Origin of the sequence: Pseudomonas sp. MEJ108, assembly GCF_030208985.1 — a bacterium.
GTDB lineage: Bacteria > Pseudomonadota > Gammaproteobacteria > Pseudomonadales > Pseudomonadaceae > Aquipseudomonas > Aquipseudomonas fragariae.
The window spans coordinates 317,419-340,711 of sequence record NZ_JARVSW010000004.1 but is presented as its reverse complement, the minus strand read 5'-3'; the positions used below and the strand labels follow the sequence as shown (position 1 = coordinate 340,711).

Below are 23,293 nucleotides of genomic sequence, written 5' to 3'. Positions count from 1 at the left end.
GGTACGTCATGAAACGATTGATGATGTTGAGTTCCCTGGCTGCACTGGCGTTGTCGGCATTCGCCAGCCTGGCTCAGGCCAAACCGCTCGAAGCCGTTGCCTCGTTCACGGTCATTGCCGACATGGTCAGTACGGTCGGCGGTGATCGTGTGCACGTCAGATCACTGATCGGTCCGAACGGCGATCCACACGTCTACGAGCCGACACCCAGTGACGCCCAGGCGCTGAAAAACGCCGATCTGGCATTTGTCAGCGGCCTGCATCTGGAGGGCTGGATGGATCGTCTCATCAAGGCTTCAGGCTACAAGGGGCAGCCGGTGGTGCTGTCCGAGGGCATCAAGACCCGCAGCATGGATGAGGACGGCAAGCGCATTGTCGACCCGCATGCCTGGAACAGCGCGGCCAATGGGGTGATTTATGTGCGCAACATCGTCGCAGCGCTGAAGAAAGCCGATCCGGAAGGGGCCAGCGTGTATCAGGCCAATGGTGATCGCTACATCGTCGAGTTGCAGCAACTGGACACCTACGCCCGCGATCAGATCCGTTCGATTCCGGCTGCCAGACGCAAGATCCTCACCTCTCATGACGCGTTCGGCTACTTCGGCGATGCCTATGGTGTGACCTTCCTGTCGCCGCTGGGCTTGTCTACCGAGTCTGAGGCGTCGGCCGCCGATGTGTCGAAACTGATCCGTCAGATCAAGACCGAACATGTCAGTGCCTACTTCTTCGAAAACTCCAGCGACCCGCGTCTGGTCAAGCAGATAGCCGAAGCCAGTGGCGCTCAACCAGGGGGTGAACTGTACGTGGAGTCCCTGTCGCCAGCCGACGGCCCGGCGCCAACCTACGCGAAGATGTTCCGTTACAACGTCGATACCCTGACTGCGGCAATGAAGCGCAATCAGTAAGCCTGAAGCTGCCCGGCGCTCTGATCACAGGCGCCGGGCAGCTCAACGCTTTAGTCGTTGAGGAATTTGAACACAGTCGTCTGGGTGTAGGCCTTGCCAGGATCCAGTCGGGTGCTGGGGAATTTCGGCTGGTTGGGTGCATCGGGGTAGTGCTGCGTTTCCAGGGTAAAGGCGCCCCAGTGCGGGTAGACCTTGCCTGCCTTGCCGTGAATGCTGCCATCCAGGAAGTTACCGGTGTACAGCTGCACGCCGGGCTCTGTGGTGAACAGTTGCAGTCTGCGGCCTGATTGCGGATCGCTGACCTCGGCGGCCAGTTTCTTCACATCACCCTTGGTGTCGAGCACCCAGTTGAAATCAAACCCGCCTTGCTTGGGTTCGGCGTATTTCAACTGCTGGTGATCAGCCTTGATGTGTTTGCCGAACGCGGTGGGCTTGAGAAAGTCCATGGGCGTGCCAGCCACAGCAGGCAGTTCACCGGTCGGGATCAGCTTGTCGTTGACCGGGGTGTAGTGCGAGGCGTGAAGGGTGGCGACCTGTTTGAGCACATCACCACTGCCAGCGCCGGCCAGGTTGAAATAGCTGTGGTTGGTCAGGTTCAGCACCGTCGGTTTGTCGGTGGTGGCGCGGTAGTCGATCTTCAGCTCGTTTTTTTCATTCAGGCTATAGGTCACTTCAGTCAGCAGGGCACCCGGAAAGCCCATCTCGCCGTCCGGCGACAGGTAGGTCAGCTTCACGCCGACCGAATCACCGCTCTTGGTTTCTTCTGCCTTCCACAGACGCTTGTCAAAACCCTGCGTGCCGCCGTGCAGCGCGTTGGTCTTGTCATTGAGCGGGACCTGATAGGTTTTGCCATCCAGACTGAATTTGCCGCCTGCCAGCCGGTTGCCGAAGCGGCCGATGGTCGCGCCGAAATAGACCGTACCGTTGTTCTGGTAGCCCTGCACATCGTCGAAACCCAGGACGATGTCTTCGACCTTGCCGGCCTTGTCAGGTACCAGCAGCGATTGCAGCGTCGCGCCGTAGGTGATGATGCTGGCCTGCACGCCGTGACTGTTGCGCAGGGTGTATTTTTCGACGGCAGAGCCGTCGGGCAGTTGGCCGAACGCGCTGTGTTCGCTGGAGAGTGCGGCGGCCTGTGCGGTCAGGGTGCTGATCATCAAGGACAGTCCAAGGGTGCTGAGAAGCGCATGTTTTTTCATCTGATCTGCCTGCTTTTATTGTTATTGGTAAGACTATTTGATCGGATTCAAGCCGATGCATGGATGTATAGCCTATAAAATGGTGCTTGAAAAATAAATTGTAATACTATTTAGTAGTGCCATCGTCGCGGAAGGCTTGTGACTTACCTTAGCCGATCTGTCGAATTTTTTGCCATGCAGCCCGAACGCCGTGCAACGGGTCGGCGCAGGCAGAGGTTGGACAAGACCGCGACACAAACATCCAAAAGTGCCTTTACAACAATAACAAAGGACATTTTTCATGAACTGGCTGCCCGTTTCCGAGCACCGCTTCAAGCTGGCCGAAGGCGCCTTCTGGGATGCCGAGCAGCAGGCTTTGTACTGGGTCGACATTGCCGGGTTTCTGGTGTGTCGTCTGGTCGCCGGGCAGATCCGCCAATGGCGCATGCCGGAGCCAGTCTCCGCATTTATTCCGACCGAGCAGGGTGATGCACTGGTGACACTGGCCAGCGGCGTCTATCGTTTGGACTTGGACTCCGACAAGACTTCCTTGCTGCCGTTCTGCGTGGCAGATCCCACACCCGGCAATCGCGCCAACGAAGCCAGGTGCGATGCACGCGGCCACCTTTGGCTTGGCAGCATGCAGAACAACATCGATGCCGAGGGCGGCGACGTGCCTTTAGTGCGTCGTTCAGGCGGGTTGTTCCGCGTTGAACCTGATGCCCGGGTGACTCGTTTGCTGGACGGGCAGGGCATCGTCAACACCCTGTTGTGGAATGAAGAGTGCAGTGTGCTGTACAGCGCCGATACCCTGGACGACGTCATTTATCACTATCCGGTGCTGGCGGATGGTGCTTTGGGGCCACGCAAGGTATGGGCGGAAAAACACCATCGAGGCTCACCCGACGGCTCGGCGATGGATGCCGAAGGGTATGTCTGGAATGCGCGCTGGGGTGGCAATTGCCTGATCCGCTTTGCCCCGGATGGCAGCGTTGACCGGGTTGTCGAGCTGCCGGTCAGCCATCCCACCAGTTGTGTATTCGGCGGTCCTGGCCTGGAGACGTTGTACGTCACCAGTGCCGCGCCTGCCGATGCAAATGGTCGCTTCGACGGCGCGCTGCTGATGGCGCAGGTTGGCGTCAAGGGCACGCCGTGTCAGCGGTTCGCCGGTTGAGAGGTTGAGAAACACGTCGCGCCGCCGTCTGTTTACGACGGGAGCGTGGTTGTAGATGCAAGGGTGACATTAGGTTACATAGCGGTCATCCGTTATATGGTATGACTATTTGATCGGTTTCGGATGCTCCGGCGTTTGCAACCGCCACCTCGCTGGTCGCTGTAGCTATTCAATAAAAATAAGGAGTTAGCTATGTTGAGTCGTCACGGGATTCGTTCCCTGTGCTGTGCCGCTGTCACTACCGCCATTCTGGGCATGAGTGGCATCACCTCCGCTGCCGAAGAAGTCAAAATCGGCTTTCTGGTCAAGCAGGCCGAAGAGCCGTGGTTCCAGGCCGAATGGGCCGCTGCTGAAAAAGCCGGCAAGGAGCATGGTTTTACCGTCATCAAGATTGCCGTGCCCGATGGTGAAAAGACCCTGACCGCTATCGATAACCTCGCCGCCAACGGTGCCAAGGGTTTTGTGATCTGCCCGCCTGACGTGTCGCTCGGCCCTGCGATTGTGGCCAAGGCCAAAGCGCTGGGATTGAAAGTCATGGCCGTGGATGATCGCTTTGTCGACGCCAAGGGCAACTTCATGGAGGACGTGCCTTACCTGGGGATGGCGGCATTCGAGGTCGGCCAGAAACAGGGCGCCGCCATGGCCACCGAAGCGAAGAAACGCGAATGGGACAAGGATGGCTGGAAGGGCACTTACGCGATCATCAACACCTACAACGAGCTGGATACCGGCAAAAAACGTACGGATGGTTCGGTGAAGTCGCTTGAAGAAGCCGGCTTGCCAAAAGATCACATTCTGTTCACCGCACAGAAAACCCTTGATGTACCTGGCAGCATGGAGGCTACCAACTCGGCTCTGGTCAAGCTGCCGAGTGACTTCAAGAACCTGATCATCGGTGGCATGAATGACAACACGGTCATCGGCGGCATACGCGCTACCGAGTCCGCTGGCTTGCGCCCCACCTCGAAAGAAAACAGAGTCATCGGGATCGGCATCAATGGTACTGATGCGATCGAGGAGCTGAAAAAACCCGATAGCGGCTTCTTTGGCTCAATGCTGCCAAGTCCTGACAAGGAAGGCTACAACACTGCACTTCACGTCTATAAGTGGGTCACCGAGGGCGTGGAGCCACCCAAGTACACCGCCATGGACGACGTGACACTGATCACCCGCGCCAACTTCCAGGAAGTGTTGACCAAAATCGGTCTGTGGAAGTGAGCTGAACGAGGGGCCTGATGTTCAGGCCCCTCACACGTGCGAGGAGATTGGTTCATGCAACAGGCTATCGAGCAATACGCCGCAGGCGGTGCCTTGCGCTTCAACGGCATCGGCAAGGTCTTCCCCGGCGTCAAGGCGCTTTCGGACATCAGTTTCGAAGCGCGCCCCGGCAGCGTCCATGCATTGATGGGTGAAAACGGTGCCGGTAAATCCACGCTGCTGAAAATTCTCGGCGGCTCTTATCAGCCCAACAGCGGCGCCTTGCAGATCGGCGAGCAGAGCTATCAGTTCAAGTCCACCGCCGAGAGCATCGCGGCGGGTGTGGCAGTGATTCACCAGGAGCTGCATCTGGTGCCGGAAATGACCGTTGCCGAGAACCTGCTGCTCGGGCACATGCCCAATCGCTTCGGTCTGATCAATCGCGGTGCGATGTATCGCCGCGCCGGCGAGCTGCTCAAGGGGCTGGCTGACGAAATTGACCCGCACACACGCCTGGGCGACCTTTCGCTGGGGCAGCGGCAATTGGTCGAGATCGCCAAGGCCATGTCGCGCAATGCCCATGTCATTGCCTTCGACGAGCCCACCAGTAGCCTGTCAGCGCGTGAGATTGACCGACTGATGGCAATCATCGTCCGCCTGCGCGACGAGGGCCGAGTGATTCTTTACGTGTCGCACCGTATGGAAGAAATCTTCCGTGTCTGTGACGCGGTGACGGTGTTCAAGGACGGACGCTTCGTCAAGACGTTCGAGCAGATGGCCGATCTCGACCATGACCGACTGGTGACCTGCATGGTCGGTCGCGATATCCAGAACATCTACAACTACCGTCCGCGCCAGCATCAAGGGCCAAGTCTGCGTGTCACCGGTCTGCTGGGGGCCGGCCTGCACGAGCCGGTCACCTTCGCCGTGCAGAAGGGCGAAGTGCTGGGCTTTTTCGGCCTGGTCGGCGCCGGACGTACCGAGCTGTTCCGGCTGCTCTCGGGGCTTACCCGCAGCTCTGCAGGCACCCTGCAACTGGACGGCAAACCGCTGACACTCAAGTCTCCCCGAGATGCCATCGAGGCTGGAATTCTGCTCTGCCCCGAGGACCGCAAGAAGGAAGGCATCGTGCCGCTGTCCAGCGTCGCGGAGAACATCAACATCGGTGCGCGCCCCCGGCACGTGAATCTCGGCTGCCTGATTCAGGGTCGCTGGGAGCGTGACAACGCACGCAGCCAGATCAAGTCGATGAACGTCAAGACGCCATCCCCCGAGCAGCAGATCATGTATCTCTCGGGCGGTAATCAACAGAAGGCGATTCTTGGCCGCTGGCTGTCGATGCCCATGAAAGTCCTGCTGCTGGACGAGCCGACTCGCGGGATCGACGTCGGGGCCAAGTCCGAGATTTACGAGATCATTCACAACCTGGCCGCCGACGGTATTGCGGTGATTGTGGTCTCCAGCGATCTGATGGAAGTGATGGGCATTTCAGACCGCATTCTGGTGATGAGCGAAGGCGCAATCACCGGCGAACTCAATCGCGACGAGGCTGAAGAGTCGCGACTCCTGCAATTGGCTCTGCCTCGCACGCGGGGCTGACAATCGGTCCCTGACCATGAACAATAAAAAAGAGGTGCGTATGTCTACCGAATCCAGCCTGCAGGCTCCCCGCCAGGGCATGAACCTGCGTCGTTTCGCCGATGACTGGGTGATGCTCCTGGCCGCCGTGGGGATTTTCCTGCTGTGTGCCGTGTTCATCGATAACTTCATGTCGCCGCTGAACATGCGCGGTCTGGGCCTGGCGATTTCCACTGTAGGTATCGCTGCCTGCACCATGCTCTTTTGCCTGGCGTCCGGGCACTTCGACCTCTCGGTCGGTTCGGTGCTGGCCTGTTCCGGGGTGATCGCCGGTATCGTCATCCGCGACACCGACAGCGTATTCCTGGGTGTCTCGGCAGCCCTGGCGCTCGGGTTGGTCGTGGGTCTGATCAACGGCATTGTGATCGCCAAGCTGCGCATCAATGCCCTGATCACGACTCTGGCAACCATGCAGATCGTGCGCGGCCTGGCGTACATTTTCTCCAACGGCAAGGCCGTCGGCGTTTCCAACGAGGACTTCTTCATCTTTGGCAATGGCCAGGTGTATGGCGTGCCGGTGCCGATCCTGATCACCATTGCCTGCTTCATATTCTTCGGCTGGCTGCTCAACTACACCACCTATGGGCGCAACACCATGGCCATCGGCGGCAACCAGGAAGCCGCGCTGCTGGCGGGTGTCCACGTGGACCGCACCAAGATCATCATTTTCGCCGTCCACGGCCTGGTCGGTGCATTGGCTGGCGTAGTCCTGGCTTCGCGCATGACTTCGGGGCAACCGATGATCGGGCAGGGCTTCGAGCTGACGATCATCTCTGCCTGCGTATTGGGCGGGGTTTCGCTGAGTGGCGGCATCGGCATGATCCGGCATGTGATCGCCGGGGTGCTGATTCTTGCAATCATCGAGAATGCGATGAACCTGAAGAACATCGATACGTTCTACCAGTATGTGATTCGCGGCACGATCCTGTTGCTGGCGGTGATCATCGACCGCATGAAGCGCCGCTGACCGGCCAGCGCAGTTAAAGAGCCCTTGTCTATGTATGGCAGGGGCTTTTTATTGCGGGTCAAACCGGCCGACTGCGGAAGTCGAGTCCTGCCCGGGTGCCCAGCGTCGGCATTGACTCCAGCGTCAGTGTCCACTGAAAGCGTTCACAGATACGTCGCACCAGAAACAGCCCGAGGCCTTTGCCACTGCCCGTCCTGATCGGGTTCCTCAGCAGCGACAGGTAATGCCGGGAAGCCTGCTCGGTGTCGAACCCTTCACCCGAATCGGTCACGCTCAACACATCATCCTTGAGTCGCACAGCGATGGTGCCGTCGTAGGTGTTATCTGCCGCATTGCGCAACAGATTGCCGACGGCAATGCGTAGCATTGCTTCCGGCACGTGCAGAGTCAGGGTCTGGTGGATCTGCACCGAGAACTTCACCGGCTTGCCGTCGAGCAAATGCTCATGATCCTTGACCAGACCGGGCAGCAGACGATCAAGCTCGATCGGGTCATCCCGGTTGGAGGTCAACGGCTCACGCGACAGGTAAAGCAGTGCAACCATGATTTCCGTCAGGTTTTCCACGGTGGCTCGCATGCGTTGCAGTGGTGGCGCTGCACGCGCCGGCAGTTTCTGCCTGGCGAGGATATCCAGCGCACCGCTGATCACGGCGATGGGCGTGCGGAACTCGTGGCTGGCCTGATCCAGCAGCGCGCGTTCGCGGGCCATGAATTGTTCGACCCGTTCCAGGTGCGCGTTGATGCCGCAGGCAATGTCCTTGAGCTCTTCCTGAGCGTATTGCACTGACAATCGCTGAGCGGGGTGTTCCGGGTCGAGTTGCTTCATGCCCAGTGCAAGCCCCTGAACCGGAAGATGCAAGCGCACGTACAACCAGGCGATCACAGCAATGATCAGAATCAGATTGAGTACCAGAAACATCGCCCCGATCAGCGCGATGAAGTTCTGCTCCCGCTCCAGATCGCTGATATCGATGGCGGCGATCAGGCGCTCTCTGCCAAGCGAGGTCACCAGCACCGCATAGTCGCGATCGCCATTGTCAGCGTCCTGGCGGTCCAGATCGCCCTCACTGTAATAGCCAGGTGCGAGTGCAGCGAGAGAGGGCGGCATGCCGGCTGCCGGCGTGCTGCCTGACAGTTTCCAGACCTGGATCCTGGCGTCTTTCTGCGCCGCGGGCAGCACGTCGTCTGCAAGCGTGTTGGCGGTCGCGGTCTCAAGCAGATCCTTCCAGATCGGATGATCAACAAGGTCCTGGCTCATGAACGCGAGGGTGGTCAGGCCGGTGGTCATCAGCAGCCCGAAACCGAGAATTATCACGCTGACGAGGCGATGCAGGCTGCCACGTCGGCGAGCGAAGTCAATCATGTGCGCACACGCACAGACGAAAACCGATGCCCTGCACGGTATGCAGCAATTTTTGCCCGGCAGCACGCTCGCCATCAATGGTTTTTCTGAGCAGGTGCATGTGCGAGCGCAGCAGATCGCCATCGGGCACGCTGTCACCCCAGACGAGTGATTCGAGTTGCGTGCGTGTGACCACGTGCGGTGAGTTGCGCATCAGCACCTCCAGCAGCGTTCGTCGGATCGGCGAGAACGGTAACGGTATGCCATCGCGCGTCACCAATTGCGTGCCGAGATCGAAGCGCAGGTCAGCGATTTCCAGTATTTGTCGCCTGTCTGCCCGCGTGTGGTTACGCGCTGCCAGCACTCGCAGGCGAATCTCCAGTTCAGGCAAGGCCAGTGGTTTGACAATGTAGTCATCCGCACCCGATTCAAAGCCTTCCAGCTTGTCATCCAGCTGGTCCTTGGCAGTCAGCAACATGACTGGCACCGGGTTATTCAATTCATTGCGCAGATGACGCAGCAGTGAGATCCCGTCCATGCGCGGCATCATCCAGTCCAGCACAATGACGTCGTAACGGTTTTCCGCGAGCAGGCGGATGGCCGACTTGCCATCCGGTGCGGCGTCCGGCGTATGCCCGCAAGCCTCCAGGTAATCAAACATGTTGGCGGCCAGCGCCAGGTTATCTTCGACAATCAAGACGCTCAGTGATCGTTCGAGCACGGCGAGCTCCCGGTGAGTTGTTTCAAGGCAGCATAGGGTGGTAGTTCAGCATCAGAACTTTCGCGATATGCCGATGAACATCGACGTCGAGCTGTCTGTGTCGTGCTCCACCAGCGGGCTGTCGCTCAGTTCATCCGGCAGGGCGCTATAGCGCAGGTTACCCGAGACTTCCCACTGTTTACCGATTGGCTGAGAAAAGCCAATGCCGACATAGGACACTGTGGCGCTACCGGGACGATACTCGGCAATGCCGCGTCGTTCTTCCTCGTTCAGGGTGCCGTAATAGTAATCCACCCTATTGCCGGACAGGTGGGTGGCACCGATGTTGGGTTTGAAGCGGGTGTTGCCCAAGGTAAAGGGGTACGCGTATTCGAGGTTTAACGAATAGCCATCGCTGGCACCGCTGATATCGTTTTTGGCGACCAGTTCAAGCAGGCCGGCATCACCGCGCAGCTTTGCCGCCAATCCGGCGTCGATGCCATTGTCGCGGTCTTCCAGCAGGTCGCGGTTGATGCCGTTTCGAGCCAGTTCGCGACGACCGAAATCGTCACGATCAATACCGTCCATCTGCAGCGCAAGAATGGCATCGAGGGCAAACGACTCGGTGTTGATCAGGTGGTAACCCGCTGTTACGCCGTTGACGTAAAAGCGTTCTCCTTTGTACCTGATCAGCGGGATCGGGTTGACCTGCGTGCCGACGCCTGCGTAAGGGCTTTCGCTGATGGCGGCGCCCAGGCCCAGACTGAAATCGCCCGGTTCGGCGTGGGCCAGCTGTAAAGACAGGGCAGGCAATACGACAACAGTCAGTGCAGGAAGGAAAAGGTGCTTCATGTCGAGGCTCTCTGAGTGGTCTTTCTGGCGTGCATCAGTGTGCGACTGCGCGTGTCGCCTGCATGTCGGCGTCGCTGCCAGCGAGAGAGTCAGGTGTGCGAGACAGGGTGGCCAGGTAACGCTGGACTGCCGGTACGAAATCGTCCGTGGCGGTCAGGCCGACGTACCCGTCGGGACGTATCAGAAAGATGATGTTTTCCTGAAGGCTTACGCCGTAAGCGTCACGTGCCTGACCGGTTTCATCGACCAGACCGTAGCGGTCATTACTGATGTGCGCGGGGCGAACCGCAACTGCCTGCAGGAATCGCTCGTCGCGGCTGCCGAAAGTATTTATTGCAGCGATGGCCTGCGTACCGAAGGCCAGCAAGGTGAAATGCCCACCTCTGAAAACGTCGAACAATCGTGTGCGTCCGCCGTGCTGCTGCGAGCAGGTGGCATCGGGTGCGCGATCACCTGCCTGGACCTTGCCATCGACGGTGTCGGCGCTGTTCACGGAAAGCGAACTGGCGCGGTAGTTGAGTAATAGCTGCCGCTCCTTGTCGCCACGCCTGAATGTGGGCAAGCCGGTGCCAGTGGTGTTATTGAAGAGTTCGCTGGACAACTCCAGCACCGCAGCAGCTACAGGCCTGCGTTCCTCTTCGTAAGTGTCGAGCAGTGCCTCGGGCGCGCCGTCCAGCACCGCTGCCAGTTTCCAGCCCAGATTCCAGGCGTCCTGCACGCCCGTGTTGAGGCCTTGAGCACCTGCGGGGGGATGCACATGGGCGGCGTCGCCGGCGAGGAACACCCGCTCGACCCGATAGCGCTCGGCCAGCCGCACATTGGGGCGGAATACCGAAAGCCAGGTCGGGCTGTGCAGGTGAATCTTCCTGGAGCCCGTAGCTGCCAGCCAGCGGGTCTGGATAGCATGCTCTGAGAGTTCCGGAGCGGGTTCGTCGGCGTCCAGACGCATCATCAGCTGGAACAGGTTCGAATGCGGAAGCGGACACAGGCCGATCATTCCACCTTTGCGCGTCGGCCATATGTGCCATGCATCCCGGGAAAGCCCCTCTACGTGCAGATCGCCAACGATCATCCGGCCTTCCTGAGACGTGGAGCCCGTGAAGTTCACGCCCAGCTGCTTGCGCACAAAACTCTTGCCGCCGTCAGCGCCGACCAGATAGCGGGCATGCACGATGCGAGGCTCTCCCTGACGTGCAACCCGAACAGAGACACCTTCGGCATCCTGTTTGATCTGGAGTGCTTCAGTGTCCCATTCAACCTGAGTGCCCAGTTCAGCCAGTCGATCACGCAACACCTGCTCTGTGCGCCATTGCGGTACGAGCCAGACGTTCGGGTACGGGATATCCGCTGTCTGTTTCTGGTACTTCATCATGTTCCATTTGATCTTCAGGAAAGAAACATGAAACTTCATCGGCGGATAAAGCTGCCCGACGCCCAACAATGGCTGGGCGACGCCAAGGTTATCGAACACCTCGATCGTTCGTGGCTGTATGCCTTTGCCGCGAGAACCATTGAAGGGGACAGCCGATTTTTCAATGATTCTGACCTTGATCCCGCGCCTGGCCAGATCGCAGGCCAGCGTCAGTCCGGTCGGCCCCGAGCCGATTATCAGGACGTCGCAAACGTCCTGCTCAACAGGCTGATGTGTATTCAATTTAAAGGTGTTTGACTGGAAATGAATATCGCCGTCTGACATACCTGAACTCCACTTTTGTGTAGGCCACTTCCAGCGGCAGGTGGTTGCCTCTCCTATTTCGGATACGATGTATCCGAAATAGGATTGTGTCAATAAATCAGATCATTCACAAGGCAGCCAAGCAGACGGACGGTGATCCAGGTTGGCGCATCACCGGGGTGGCGGTAATCGATCACGTTGGGCTTATAATCTGCAAATGACTGAAGACCTGAATTGCCAAGCCGTTCCTGGAAGCCCTCGCTGGTGGATGAACCGCGTACGTCGCGTGGAAAAAAGCAGAAGTCGAGGCAGGCCTTCCGTTTCGGCAGAACGGATCATTGCAACTGCCCTGGAGGCGGTCGACGAGGTCGGCGCGCAGGCGTTCAATATGCGCATGCTTGCGGAGCGGCTCGAGTCCGGTACAGCGACGCTCTATCGGCATTTCGCCAGCAAGGACGAGATACTGGTTTACGTGGTCGATAGCGTGCTGGGCGAAATGAGTGCGGATCAATCCGATGCCGCTGAAGGAGCACCGCAGGAGCAGGGCGGCGATGAGCATGCCTGGCAAAAAGCCTGCGCATCAGGCGCCGAACGCCTTTATCGCGTATTGCGCAAGCATCCGGGTATCTTGCCGCTGTTGGTGTCTCAGATACCGATCGGACCTAACGGGCTCAAGCGCCGCGAGCAGGGCATTGCGTTGTTTCTGGCCAACGGGTTTCCTGCCGAACTGGCTGCCCGCGCCTACACGTCGGTCGCTCACTATGTACTGGGCTTCGCCATACAGCAGCATTCAAACGCTGCAAGCAAAGCCTCGGACGGCGAGGACCTGGTCGAGTTTTTCTCCGCACTGGATGCGGATGAATACCCGGCGATTGCGGCTGCCGGACGCCATTTACCTGACGTTTCCGTGGAGGATGAGTTCAGGTTTGGCTTGCAGCTCATCATCGACGGGCTGGACCTTGCGCTTGCCGGGCTCCAGCAAGGCACCGGCGAGCGCTGAAGCAATGACTGTACTGGTCAGCGAGGATGCGACGCCAGCGCCGAGCTGCCCAGCCGGGTCAGTCCGTAAAGCGCAGCACCGACCGCCAGCATGATGCCTGCCCGCAGCCAGGTTTCCGGACCTTGCTGAGTGAGCAGCAACAGGCACGAAAGAATGCCCAGCAGCGGGATAACCCAGTGGACCTGAAAGTGCCCGGCTTCGACCTTGTCGCGCTTGAGTACCAGCACGGCGATGTTCACGCTGAGAAACACGAAGAGCAGCAACAGCACGACGGTTTCGGCGAGGATGGTCAGGGTGCTGGTGAAGGACAGGGCAATGGCCACCAGTGTGGTCGCCAGAATTGCCAGCCCCGGCGTGCGCCGCTTGGGCAGCACCGAACCCATCACCGCAGGTAACAGGCCTTCGCGCGCCATGCCGAAGGTCAGTCGGCTGGCCATGATCATGGTCAGCAGTGCGCCGTTGGCCACCGCAATCAGTGCAATGACCGCAAACCACGGCGCAGGTATGCCAAGGCCCGAGGCACTGACCACGTCCATCAGGGGGGCTTGCGAATCCTTGAGTTGCTCGACGGGCAGGACCATCGCTGCGCCCATGCCAACCAGCATGTACACCGCACCCGCCGCCAGCAGCGCGCCGAACAGGGCACGTGGATAGACCTTGCGCACGTCCTTGATCTCTTCGGCTAGATTGGCCGAGGTTTCAAACCCCACGAACGAATAGAACGCCAGCAGCGATGCGCCGAGAATCGCCGTCGCAGGCGAGGCGCTATCCAGTTCGAACACGCGTTGCGGCACGCCTTGGCCCTGGCTGACGAACCACACGGCTGCAGCGATGACCATCAGCAAACCGCTCAGCTCGATGACCGTCATGACCAGGTTGGCTGAAAGCGATTCCTTGATACCGCGTGCATTGAGCAGGCCGACGATGACCAGAAATGCCACGCAGACCCACTGCGCAGGCCAGTCGAGCAGCGCCTGGAAGTAGTCGCCGGCGAACGCCACGGCCAGCCCGGCAGCGCTGGTAACGCCTGCTGCGACCATGGAGAAGCCAACCAGAAACGACAGCAGCGGCTTGCCGAAGGCTTTTTCGGCGTACACCGCGGCACCGCCCGCACGCGGGTATTTGGTCACCAGTTCGGCGTAGGACGCTGCGGTCAACAAGGCAAAGCACAGGGCAATCAGCAAGGGCGCCCAGATGGCTCCGCCGACGCGTCCGGCGATCGTGCCGGCCAATGCGTAGACGCCAGCCCCGAGCACGTCGCCAAGGATGAACAGGGTCAGCATGGGCGCCGTGATTGCCCGGCGCAGCGATGAAGTCTCGGCAGTGGCCATGGTCAAGGATTCCTTTCTCTGCAGGTGCGGGTATCAACAGCAGAGCGTCGCGCGACAGGTAAATTCAAAACGATGGTGGCTGGCCTGGACCAGCGGCGCCGTTTGCCTGCTTGACGCTGAAATAAACGCTGTTGGCAAAAAAGGTGGAGCATTGTGTCGGGGAGGGGTCTCAATGAGACATTTGATGGATCAGCCAAGAGGCGAACATGAGTCATAGCAGCCAGCAACAGTTCAGGTCAGTCTGGGCAACCCTGCAGTCGTTGCGCAAGGAAGTGGCTGATCTGCAGCTCAGTGAACTCGAGCGTGCCGAAAGCCTGCGCGGTCATCAGACGGTGGACGACAGGGAGGTCATTGAACAATCGTTCGCGACGCTGGAACAGGCCATCGATAATATGGAAATAACGCTTGCCAGCATAGGTGAGGCCACTGGAGAGATCGGCAAGCTTTGAGCGAATGGCAGCGCCATCCTCAAGCGTGCGGCGTGAACCATAAGCAATTTTCCAGGTCTTATTCCGGCCCTGAAATTGATGCCACGCTGTTTCCTTCCAGAGTCTGTTCTCATGCCCGCATTGCCCCGTTTTTCCTGGCGCATCTGGTTGTATCTGGTCGCTCTGTTGCCGATCTACGCGAGCCCTGTCAGTGCTGCCGAAGAACGACAACTGGTCCAGGCAATCAATGATTTTCGCGGCCAGCCGCAGCGTTGCGAAGCGCGTACGACAAACATCTCCAGAGCCCTGGCGCTCAATTCCAGCGTGGCACTGCCGATCGGTTTCAGCGGTAATTTACGTGACGCACTCAAGGCATCCGGCTATCAGGCGGTCACTGTGCGGACCGTACGACTGGCCGGTGTGCAAAGCGCCGACGCAGCGTTCGACATGCTCAGGAGCCGCTACTGCGGTGCGTTGCTCGACCCGCAATACGCGGACATCGGCATCACCCGGCAGGGGAGCGACTGGCGTGTGGTGCTGGCGAAACCGTTGATCGACGAGAGCCTTGAAGACGCGCGCTCGGCTGGACGGGCGCTGCTGGCGCAGGTCAACGCCGCGCGTGCCAAGCCGCGCATGTGTGGCAAGCGGCCTTTCCCGTCGGCTCGGCCGTTGAGCTGGAATACCACCCTGGAAACGGCCGCGCAGGGGCACAGCCAGTCTATGGCCAGCGAGAATTACTTTACCCATCGCGGTTTCGATAATGACTCGCCGGCAGATCGCGCGCGTGCTGCCGGTTACGGCGGACGGCAGATCGGTGAAAACATCGCCGCGGGGCAGAGCACGGCCAGCAAGGCCATGGCGAGCTGGCTGGCCAGCCCGGGGCATTGCGCCAACCTGATGAACCCGATGTTTACCGAAGTCGGCGCGGCTTATGCGACGGCTACCCATGCTGATTACGGTGTGTACTGGACCATGCTGTTTGGTGCGCCCTGATCAGCAGCCAGCACCGTAGCGATCTTGCTCACCTGGCAGTCAGGCCGGGTACCGTTTGTCGCCTGTTCGATGTTATTTGAAAACCGCCGCTGATGAGCAAGGGTCGGTTGTACCACAAGAGGCGCGCTTGAACGGTGCGTCCGGTGGCAACGTCAGCGAGGTGTAACAGACGTCATGAAACGAACCATTGATGCTGCAGAGCTGAATATCTGTTTCAGCGAGGACCTCGAAAAGGCCTTATTCAAGTGGTTCGTCGCCAGCTTTCTGATGGGCAAGCGCATTCAGGCAGACATTGCCTGCGAGGCCTATCGCGTTATCGTCGAGAAGCATCAGCGTGACACTCCACGCAAGCTTGCTCACTGCACTCACCGGGAACTGGTCGCCATGCTGGGGCAGGCACATTATGTGCGCTATGACGAGTCAACGGCGCATCGACTGTCTGCACTGTGCGCAAAGCTCAATGACGAATACGCGGGCAAGATAGGTCGAATTCGCGAAGTGAGTGAGGATCGGAAGCAATTCGAGAAGCGACTCTGCGAGTTTGCCGGTGTCGGCCCCAAGACTGTTGAGATATTCATGCGCGAAGCCGGCAAGGTGCTGTATTGATTATGCCGCCAGTTTATATCGGTTGTGCAGGCTGGAGCCTTGCGCGTGAGTACTGGCCCGACTTTCCTGAACAAGGCAGCCATTTGCAACGCTATGCTTCGCGCTTCAACGCGGTCGAGATCAACAGCTCGTTCTATCGCCCTCATCGCGCTCAGACCTACGCACGCTGGGCGCAGGCGGTGCCCGCCGGGTTTCGCTTCTCGGTCAAGATGCCGAAACTCATTACCCACGAACACCGACTGCGCGAGTGCGAGACCGTTCTGACCACGTTCCTTTCTCAATGCACTGCGCTGGGTGACAAACTGGGCTGTCTGCTGGTCCAGCTTCCGCCCTCTCTGGACTATGCACCGCAGGTAGCTGAGAGGTTTTTCAGAGCATTACGCAATCAGTACGCCGGCAGCGTGGTATTGGAACCGCGCCATGAATCCTGGCGGCAGGCTCAGGCGCTGCTGATCGAGCATCACATTGCGCAGGTAGCCGCCGATCCGTCAGTAATCAGTGAAGGGCACTTGCCCGGTGGGTGGCAGGGTGCTCACTACTGGCGCCTGCACGGGGCGCCGAAAATTTATCACAGTGCCTATTCCGTCGAGCATCTGGAAGGTTTGGCTGGGCGAGCGTCGGCGTCTGTGGCGCGGGAAATCGAGACTTGGTGCATCTTTGACAACACGGCCAGCGGAGCCGCCGTCCGTGACGCGCTCGCGCTGCAGGCACTGGTTGAGCGCAACAGGGCTGGGTAATAGGTGCGAACGGGTGCAGTGCTCAGACCTCAAGCAGCTCACTCAACGCTTCGCTCAGTTGCTCGGCACTGAACGGCTTGGCGACGCAACGCCGGTTGAGCCACGCGTCGGGGATCCCCAGCCGGCCGTACCCCGAGCAAAACATGAAGGGTATGCCGCGATCGGCAATGGCAGCGGCTATCGGGAACGAGTCTCCGCCAATAATGTTGATATCCAGGATGGCCAGGTCGTACTCGCCGTTACGCGCATATTCAATGCCGTCGTTCAGCGTGCTGGCGTGGTAGGCGGTCGCGAAACCCAGGTCCTCGAGCATCATCTCCATCAACATGGCGAGCATGGTCTCGTCTTCCACCAATAGCACTTTGGGGTGCGAGGTCCGGCCGTCTGATTCTGAACTCATAAGCGGCTTTCCGGTTTGTCTGGCCAGGGAATCAGCATTGACCAGATGATTCCTGTACGGGCGAACTGAATGTCGGCCTGGCCTTTGAGCTCTCGCTCGATGCTGCGGCGTATCAAGCGCAAGCCAAAGCCTTTCACCGTGGTTGCGACGACCGGCGGGCCGCCTGTTTCCTTCCATTCGATCTTCAGCGTCGGGGGAGTGTGTTCGTCAGTCAGCGTAGAGGTCACTGTCACCTGACCTGAGGCCGAAGAAAGCGCACCGTGTTGCACTGCATTGGCCATCAGCTCATGGAGCACCATGGAAAGTGTCAGTGAAAAACGCGGTTCCAGGGTCACCGGATCGCCTTCGAAACTGATCCTGTGTGCCCCCGAATCCAGCTCCTGCAGCTGCTCGATCAAGTCGACCAGTTCGGTAGAGATCCATTCCGCACGCGCCAGTGCATCGTGCGCCTGGCTCAGGGCAAACAGGCGCGCGCCGAAGCTCTTGTGAAAGGATTCCAGTGACGCAGAGCTGTTGACGGTGAGAGAGGCTATGGCCTGAACGGTCGCCAAGGTGTTTTTTACCCGATGATTCAGTTCGTTGAGCAATCCGGCGCGGGTCAGCCGGTCTTCCAGTTGCTGGCGTTCCAGTTTGCTGGAGATCGATTGCGCCAGCCGATGGGTCGTACCGCTCTGCTTTAAAAATGTCGTTTCGCCAATACTGTCCGCCCCCTGATGTACGGGCAGGGTGAAGGAAAATACGCTTCCCGAATCCAGTGAGCTGTCGGCCCACAGACGCCCGCCGTGGGCCGTGATAATGCCCTGGCAGATATACAGGCCCAGGCCGTTGCCGCGTGGGTTGCCTTCCTTCACGGACCAGTAGCGCTGGAAAATGAAAGGCAGGTGTTCGGCCGGAATGCCTATGCCGTCATCACTGACCCTGAACAGCACTTCGTTCTGATCGGCTACCGCATCGATGTTGATTCGGCCACCTTTCGGGGTGAACTTGATGGCGTTACCGACCAGATTGGAAAGTACCTGAAAGATTCGTTCCGGGTCCGCATCGATCACCAGGCCTTGCGCGGCGGTGCAGTTGAGCTCGATGTTCTTTTCGGCGGTCAGCATCACCAGCAGGCCGCAGGCTTCTTCCAGCAGGCTGGTGACACTCAGCGGCAGGCGCGAAAGCTGGTAGCGGCCGGCTTCGATCTGCGCGGTATCGAGCAGGTCTTCCAGGAGGCTGTTCATGCGCGTCGTGGCTTTCTCGATGGTGCCCAGCGCACGCCGGATGTTGCGATTTTCAAAGTGTGTGTCGCCCACCGCCCAGCTTTGCATCATGCCGCACTGCATGATGATGATCGACATCGGGTTACGCAGGTCATGGGAAACCACGGCGACCAGCTCATCACGCAAACGGACCGCTTCCTGTTCGCGCTGCACCTGGCGCTCCAGGTCGCTTTCCAGAGCAGAACGACGAATGTCTTCAGCGCCATAAAGATCTGCGCGCGACCACGGGCTGGCAATGCCGGTAACCTCTTGCTCCCAGACATCGAAAGACTGCCTTGGGTGCAGACGATGGCTCGCGGAACTCTCCGGACGGGTACTGACGTGGTGGGTCGGGTTACCGCTCCAGTTTATCGTGGAGGTGAGTTGGGCGCGAAACCACATCACTGCATTATCAATCGGCTTGGGCAGCGTGAACGCGATGACGCCGCTTGCGATGTCTCTGTAAACGGCGCTGTCGGGAAGCTCCCTCTGCATGGAGTTGGTGTGGAAAACCCCCAGACCCTGCAAGCCCGTCGCCCGCTGTCTGGATCGCTGACTGGCCAGGCCGGTGTCGCGTATCCAGGTGTACAGCTCACGCACCTGTTCGATTGAAGGGCAGGTGCCGAACAGATAAACCTGATCGTCAATCAGCACCGCAGCACCGTCTGCCAGGGTCAGCGACATGAGAAGCTCGGGCCGGCTCACCAGCCCGTCGAGTACTTCATGATTGGCGCGACTCATGGCGTCTGCCAGTTGCCCGAGCAGGACAACTTTCTCTTCCCGCTCGCGCTGGATATTAGTCGCGACAATGGCGGAAATTTTCACCGACAGTAACTGACCGATCATCGCGCAGGCATCGCGCAACTCTCTGGACACCCGCAACGGTTCGGGGTGACCGCAGGCAACCAGGCCCCAGAGCTCGCCGCCGTCCAGCAAGGAGATACTCATCGACGAGCGCACGCCCATGTTCTTGAGGTATTCGCAATGCACCGGGGACACGCTGCGCAGCGTCGAGAAGCCCAGGTCGAGCGGTTGCCCGGTCGCCGGGCGCAGTGTTGGTATCAGGGGTACGGGAACGTAGGTGGCGTCCGGAATCACACGGATCCAGTTCAGCCGATACAGCTCTCGCGCCTGGGCGGGAATGTCCGAACCGGGGAAGTTCAGGCCGCTGTAGCTGGGCAGTGGCCCGGTCAGTGCCTGCGCAACGACTTGGCCATGGCCCTCGGGCTCGAACCGGTAAATCATGACCCGGTCGTAACCGGTAAGCGCCTGAATCTCGTGCACACTGATATCGAACAGTGTTTCCAGCGTCGTGGCTGCCTGCAGGTTGCGCAATACCCGGGTAATGATTCTGGACTGCCCATGACCGGTTTCCACGAAGGGCTCCAGCTCGATTATCAGCACATCGTCGGCACGCTGCAGCGAGGCGCTGTAGTGGGCTGTTCCGATCGTCAGTTTTATCGGGTCAATGTGTGGGGCAGCGGGGTGGCCGTACGCATGGTCGATGAGGGCCGACTGTTCGGGCGATAACAGCCATGACAAAGGCTTGCCCAGCAACTCGTCAGCGGCCATTCCGAATTCTGTTGCGCAATTGGCGCTGACCTGCTCAATGCAAAGGGGATCGCCTGCAACGCTGAGCAGTACGCCATGCGGCTGAATCGCGCCAGGAACACGGATCGGCTCTCGGGCACATTCGGCCAGCGCAGCTTCAAGCGCTGCGTCAGGCTTTGCATCCAGCATGTCCTTGATCAATTGCGTGAACTCCATAGGGTGTTTCAGCCGGGAACAGCCAGCCGCTGCTTGGTACGACGTGCAGTCGTTCAACGCTAAACGCGGTTCAGATGGTTTTTTTGTCGGCCGCAACGAAAATTTGAGCGGCCAGCGGCCCGGATGGACAGCGCAAGAAAATGCGAGGTTGCCGCGAAAGTGCGGCGTGGAGACCTAGATGATGCGCTCTGCTGATACAAGCCAGAGATGGAAGGAAGTAGGCCACCATAACAGGTGCCCGTTGAACGCGTAGCTTTAACTGACTATGTCGGGGAAATGCCTGCAAGTTGGCAGGTGTGGGCCTTTTGAGGCCCTGCCTGCCATTTTTTAGCGAATTATCGGCAAATGCTGGGTTGCTACAGGCCCGCTTGGGCAATCAGCCCTGGCCGTTCAACTTGCGTTCCAGCTCACGATTCTTTGCGCGAAGCGTTTCGGCATCCTGCTCTTTTTCCTTGATGGACGTCGGGGTGATGACCTTGTCTACGCCTTCGGTTTCGGGGTTTTCCTGCGCAATGTCCTTGCGCACCACATCAACCGGCTTGCCGGACTGGTCTGTCGTTGGCGCGGACTGTACAAGCGTGTGGCTGGAAGGCTTGTCAGTATGCTTGCTCATTGCAGTTCCTCTCTGTGTGTCGTCCTGCTTGGAGGAACGAACGGCGCGAAGAGTTCGACGTGTTTTCATGTCGGCACGGTTTGCGTGAGAAAGCAGCTGCAAAAAAAAGCCCCGCCAGACGAGGTCTGGCGGGGCTTTGCTCAAGCTCTGAAAGCCTTAGAGCGCCATGTCACTGGCTGGATTGCTTTTCGCTGGCTGTGCAGCAGGTGCAGGTGTTGGAGCATTACCTGTCTTGTTCACCGGCGGCGGTGGAGTCAGTTGCAGGACTTCGGCGGTGTAAGCCCATTCCTCGGCAACACGATCCGGATTGTTGTTCAGCTTGGTGCCGTAGCTAGGCACGATCTGGTGCAGTTTTGCCTGCCATTCCGGAGTCGCTACCTTGTCCTTGAAGACTTTCTCAAGTACGCCCAGCATGATCGGCGCTGCAGTCGAGGCGCCTGGCGAAGCACCCAGCAGGCCGGCAATGCTGCCGTCCTTGGAAGCAACGATTTCGGTACCCAGCTTCAGAACGCCGCCTTTCTCTTCGTCACGCTTGATGATCTGTACGCGCTGACCGGCTTGCATCAGGCGCCAGTCTTCTTTCTTGGCGTTCGGGAAGTACTCTTTCAGAGCAGCGAAGCGATCGTCGTCAGACATCATCACCTGACCGGCGAGGTATTCGATCAGCGGGTACTGTTCGATACCGACGCGAGTCATCGGCCACACGTTATGCGTGGTAGTGCTGGTCAGCAGGTCGAAGTAGGAACCGTTTTTCAGGAACTTGGTCGAGAAGGTCGCGAATGGGCCAAACAGGATCACGCGCTTGCCGTCCAGAACACGGGTGTCCAGGTGCGGAACCGACATGGGTGGCGCGCCAGTCGACGCGATACCGTAGGCCTTGCCCATGTGCTGCATGGCCAGGGTCTGGTTGTCAGTGACAAGCCACGAACCGCCGACCGGGAAGCCGCCGTATTCCTTGGCTTCAGGAATACCGGATTCCTGCAGCAGATGCAGCGCTGCACCGCCGGCACCGATGAACAGGAACTTGGTGTCGGTTTCGGTAACGGTACCGTCCTTCAGGTTCTTGTACTTGACGCGCCAGGTGCCGTCGTCGTTGTGATTGATGTCTTCGACTTCGCTCGACAACTGCAGATTGAAGTTCTGCTTGGCTTTCAGGTTGGCGACGAACTGACGAGTGATCTCGCCGAAGTTGACGTCGGTGCCGATCGGGCTCCAGGTCACGGCCAGCTTCTGCGCCGGGTCACGACCTTCCATCATCAACGGGACCCACTTCTTGATCTGCTCGTGGTCTTCGGAGTACTGCATGCCGCTGAACAGCGGGCTGGCTTGCAATGCTGCGTAACGCTTGCGCAGGAACTGGATGTTGTTGTCGCCCCACACGAAGCTCATGTGCGGTGTGGAGTTGATGAACGAACGCGGGTCTTTCAGGACGCCGGTCTTGACCTGCCAGGACCAGAACTGACGGGAGATCTGGAACGCTTCGTTGATCTCGATGGCCTTGGAGATGTCGACGTTGCCGTTCTTGTCTTCAGGGGTGTAGTTCAGTTCGGCGAGCGCCGAGTGACCGGTACCGGCATTGTTCCAGCCGTTGGAGCTTTCTTCGGCAACGCCGTCGAGGCGCTCGACCATTTCCATCGACCAGCTCGGCTCCAGCTCGTTGAGCCAGACAGCGAGGGTTGCACTCATGATGCCGCCGCCGACGAGCAGTACGTCGACTTTCTTGGTTTCAGCCGCCTGCACGGGCATCAGGCCCATGGAAATGGCCAGACCCAGGAGGGCCGTGTTCACTTTCTTAAACATTCTGTCATCCATCTGATAAACGCCATCCGCCGACTACTCCTGGGGAAACGGCCTGTCACATGCATCGAGCCTGCGACAAACACTCGCACCCACGGGGACTAGAGGTGGACATACAAGGCCAATATAATACCGCTCGAGACCTCAATTTATGTCCTGCTGCGCTGACTTCTTATCATCATTGGATTCAGCGTCATGAGTGACATTTGCTCTGTTGGTGCGCTGCGATGCCCGAGGGTCTTGCCCTCTGAGCCACGTGCGAAGACACACCTGGTCAGCCTGTTCACGGAGTCTGGGACGCCGCATCGGAGCATGGAGGCACGCCTGACGCGCAATTTTATGTACGCGTACTGCGCCACATCCTCGGTGGCATACCGGCAAAGACGCGGTATTTTCGCATAATGTGCACCCCGGTTGCGAGATGCCATCATCAAATTGGCCACGAATGCGTTGATTTAGACACTTCACAGCCTTCCACTGCCTATCTGTATCGGCATTTTCGCCCGGGTCTTTAGCCGTCAGACGGATATGGCCCTCACTCGGTCTGCAACCCGCTCCGAACAACGCGCTCATCCGGCTCCCATGCATTCATGAGCCAGGCTCATAACGGCGTGTGACCTTGGCTGGCTAATCAGCGCGCTGACCTCCTGTTAGGGTCCGTACTCGGCTGTCATGCGGGTGGCGGCAATGTCCGGATACAGACGCCCGTCAAACAGTTGGAACTTTGGAGGCGCTGACCAGTTAAACACTTA

The 23,293-nt window shown here is 59.0% G+C and carries 20 protein-coding genes; 10 read left to right on the top strand and 10 right to left on the bottom strand.

What is annotated here, in order from left to right:
* Window positions 1-8 precede the first annotated feature (8 nt).
* Window positions 9-905 (top strand): metal ABC transporter substrate-binding protein, encoded by an 897-nt coding sequence (locus tag QRN50_RS02585; protein WP_011267627.1) that lies wholly within the window; start codon window positions 9-11, stop codon window positions 903-905.
* A 50-nt stretch (window positions 906-955) separates the two neighbouring features.
* On the opposite strand, the gene QRN50_RS02580 is transcribed toward QRN50_RS02585, so the two are convergent.
* Window positions 956-2,104, bottom strand: a complete 1,149-nt coding sequence (locus QRN50_RS02580; protein WP_003405591.1) for an aldose epimerase family protein — start codon at window positions 2,102-2,104, stop codon at window positions 956-958.
* A gap of 280 nt (window positions 2,105-2,384) precedes the next feature.
* Between QRN50_RS02580 and QRN50_RS02575 the strand changes: the two genes are divergently transcribed.
* The 4 genes from QRN50_RS02575 to araH all read left to right on the top strand — a co-directional run bounded on the left by QRN50_RS02575 (window position 2,385) and on the right by araH (window position 7,059).
* Window positions 2,385-3,257: an SMP-30/gluconolactonase/LRE family protein gene (locus QRN50_RS02575; protein ID WP_024643218.1), complete on the top strand. Its 873-nt coding sequence runs from the start codon at window positions 2,385-2,387 to the stop codon at window positions 3,255-3,257.
* 192 nt (window positions 3,258-3,449) lie between these two features.
* Entirely contained in the window at window positions 3,450-4,475 is a 1,026-nt protein-coding gene (locus tag QRN50_RS02570) for a substrate-binding domain-containing protein (RefSeq protein ID WP_024643219.1), read from the top strand.
* A gap of 54 nt (window positions 4,476-4,529) precedes the next feature.
* Entirely contained in the window at window positions 4,530-6,053 is a 1,524-nt protein-coding gene (araG, locus tag QRN50_RS02565) for an L-arabinose ABC transporter ATP-binding protein AraG (protein ID WP_096126956.1), read from the top strand.
* Window positions 6,054-6,093: 40 nt separating this feature from the next.
* Window positions 6,094-7,059: an L-arabinose ABC transporter permease AraH gene (araH, locus tag QRN50_RS02560; protein ID WP_004403886.1), complete on the top strand. Its 966-nt coding sequence runs from the start codon at window positions 6,094-6,096 to the stop codon at window positions 7,057-7,059.
* A gap of 58 nt (window positions 7,060-7,117) precedes the next feature.
* Here the strand turns inward: araH and QRN50_RS02555 are convergent, their stop codons facing one another.
* The 4 genes from QRN50_RS02555 to QRN50_RS02540 are packed head-to-tail and all read right to left on the bottom strand — an operon-like array spanning window position 7,118 to window position 11,607.
* On the bottom strand, window positions 7,118-8,422 hold the full coding sequence (locus QRN50_RS02555; RefSeq protein WP_096126955.1) for a sensor histidine kinase: 1,305 nt from the start codon (window positions 8,420-8,422) through the stop codon (window positions 7,118-7,120).
* Window positions 8,415-9,122 (bottom strand): response regulator transcription factor, encoded by a 708-nt coding sequence (locus tag QRN50_RS02550; RefSeq protein ID WP_011267633.1) that lies wholly within the window; start codon window positions 9,120-9,122, stop codon window positions 8,415-8,417. The genes QRN50_RS02555 and QRN50_RS02550 overlap by 8 nt, the downstream gene beginning before the upstream one ends.
* A gap of 51 nt (window positions 9,123-9,173) precedes the next feature.
* Window positions 9,174-9,953, bottom strand: coding sequence for a MipA/OmpV family protein (locus QRN50_RS02545; RefSeq protein WP_096126954.1), 780 nt, complete (start codon window positions 9,951-9,953; stop codon window positions 9,174-9,176).
* A gap of 34 nt (window positions 9,954-9,987) precedes the next feature.
* Window positions 9,988-11,607, bottom strand: a complete 1,620-nt coding sequence (locus tag QRN50_RS02540) for an FAD-dependent oxidoreductase (protein WP_204903283.1) — start codon at window positions 11,605-11,607, stop codon at window positions 9,988-9,990.
* Window positions 11,608-11,896: 289 nt separating this feature from the next.
* Between QRN50_RS02540 and QRN50_RS02535 the strand changes: the two genes are divergently transcribed.
* Window positions 11,897-12,628, top strand: coding sequence for a TetR/AcrR family transcriptional regulator (locus QRN50_RS02535; RefSeq protein WP_192873887.1), 732 nt, complete (start codon window positions 11,897-11,899; stop codon window positions 12,626-12,628).
* A gap of 17 nt (window positions 12,629-12,645) precedes the next feature.
* Here the strand turns inward: QRN50_RS02535 and QRN50_RS02530 are convergent, their stop codons facing one another.
* A complete protein-coding gene (locus tag QRN50_RS02530) occupies window positions 12,646-13,959 on the bottom strand; it encodes an APC family permease (protein WP_096126951.1) in 1,314 nt (437 codons plus the stop codon).
* Between the two features lie 206 nt (window positions 13,960-14,165).
* Here QRN50_RS02530 and QRN50_RS02525 point away from each other — a divergent pair, with 206 nt between their 5' ends.
* From QRN50_RS02525 to QRN50_RS02510, 4 genes are all read left to right on the top strand, one after another.
* Window positions 14,166-14,408 (top strand): hypothetical protein, encoded by a 243-nt coding sequence (locus tag QRN50_RS02525; protein WP_096126950.1) that lies wholly within the window; start codon window positions 14,166-14,168, stop codon window positions 14,406-14,408.
* 111 nt (window positions 14,409-14,519) lie between these two features.
* A complete protein-coding gene (locus QRN50_RS02520; protein WP_024643224.1) occupies window positions 14,520-15,380 on the top strand; it encodes a CAP domain-containing protein in 861 nt (286 codons plus the stop codon).
* Between the two features lie 174 nt (window positions 15,381-15,554).
* Window positions 15,555-15,986 carry an HhH-GDP family DNA glycosylase gene (locus QRN50_RS02515; protein ID WP_003405571.1) on the top strand — a complete coding sequence of 144 codons (432 nt, stop codon included), beginning with the start codon at window positions 15,555-15,557 and terminating at the stop codon, window positions 15,984-15,986.
* Window positions 15,987-15,988: 2 nt separating this feature from the next.
* Window positions 15,989-16,723 (top strand): DUF72 domain-containing protein, encoded by a 735-nt coding sequence (locus QRN50_RS02510; protein WP_003405569.1) that lies wholly within the window; start codon window positions 15,989-15,991, stop codon window positions 16,721-16,723.
* Window positions 16,724-16,745: 22 nt separating this feature from the next.
* On the opposite strand, the gene QRN50_RS02505 is transcribed toward QRN50_RS02510, so the two are convergent.
* The 4 genes from QRN50_RS02505 to mqo form a co-directional block, all read right to left on the bottom strand.
* Window positions 16,746-17,123, bottom strand: coding sequence for a response regulator (locus QRN50_RS02505; RefSeq protein ID WP_096126949.1), 378 nt, complete (start codon window positions 17,121-17,123; stop codon window positions 16,746-16,748).
* A complete protein-coding gene (locus tag QRN50_RS02500) occupies window positions 17,120-20,131 on the bottom strand; it encodes an ATP-binding protein (RefSeq protein ID WP_096126948.1) in 3,012 nt (1,003 codons plus the stop codon). Before QRN50_RS02500 ends, QRN50_RS02505 begins: the two co-directional genes overlap by 4 nt.
* A gap of 376 nt (window positions 20,132-20,507) precedes the next feature.
* Window positions 20,508-20,744 (bottom strand): hypothetical protein, encoded by a 237-nt coding sequence (locus tag QRN50_RS02495; RefSeq protein WP_096126947.1) that lies wholly within the window; start codon window positions 20,742-20,744, stop codon window positions 20,508-20,510.
* Between the two features lie 156 nt (window positions 20,745-20,900).
* On the bottom strand, window positions 20,901-22,544 hold the full coding sequence (gene mqo / locus QRN50_RS02490; protein WP_024651478.1) for a malate dehydrogenase (quinone): 1,644 nt from the start codon (window positions 22,542-22,544) through the stop codon (window positions 20,901-20,903).
* Window positions 22,545-23,293 lie beyond the last annotated feature (749 nt).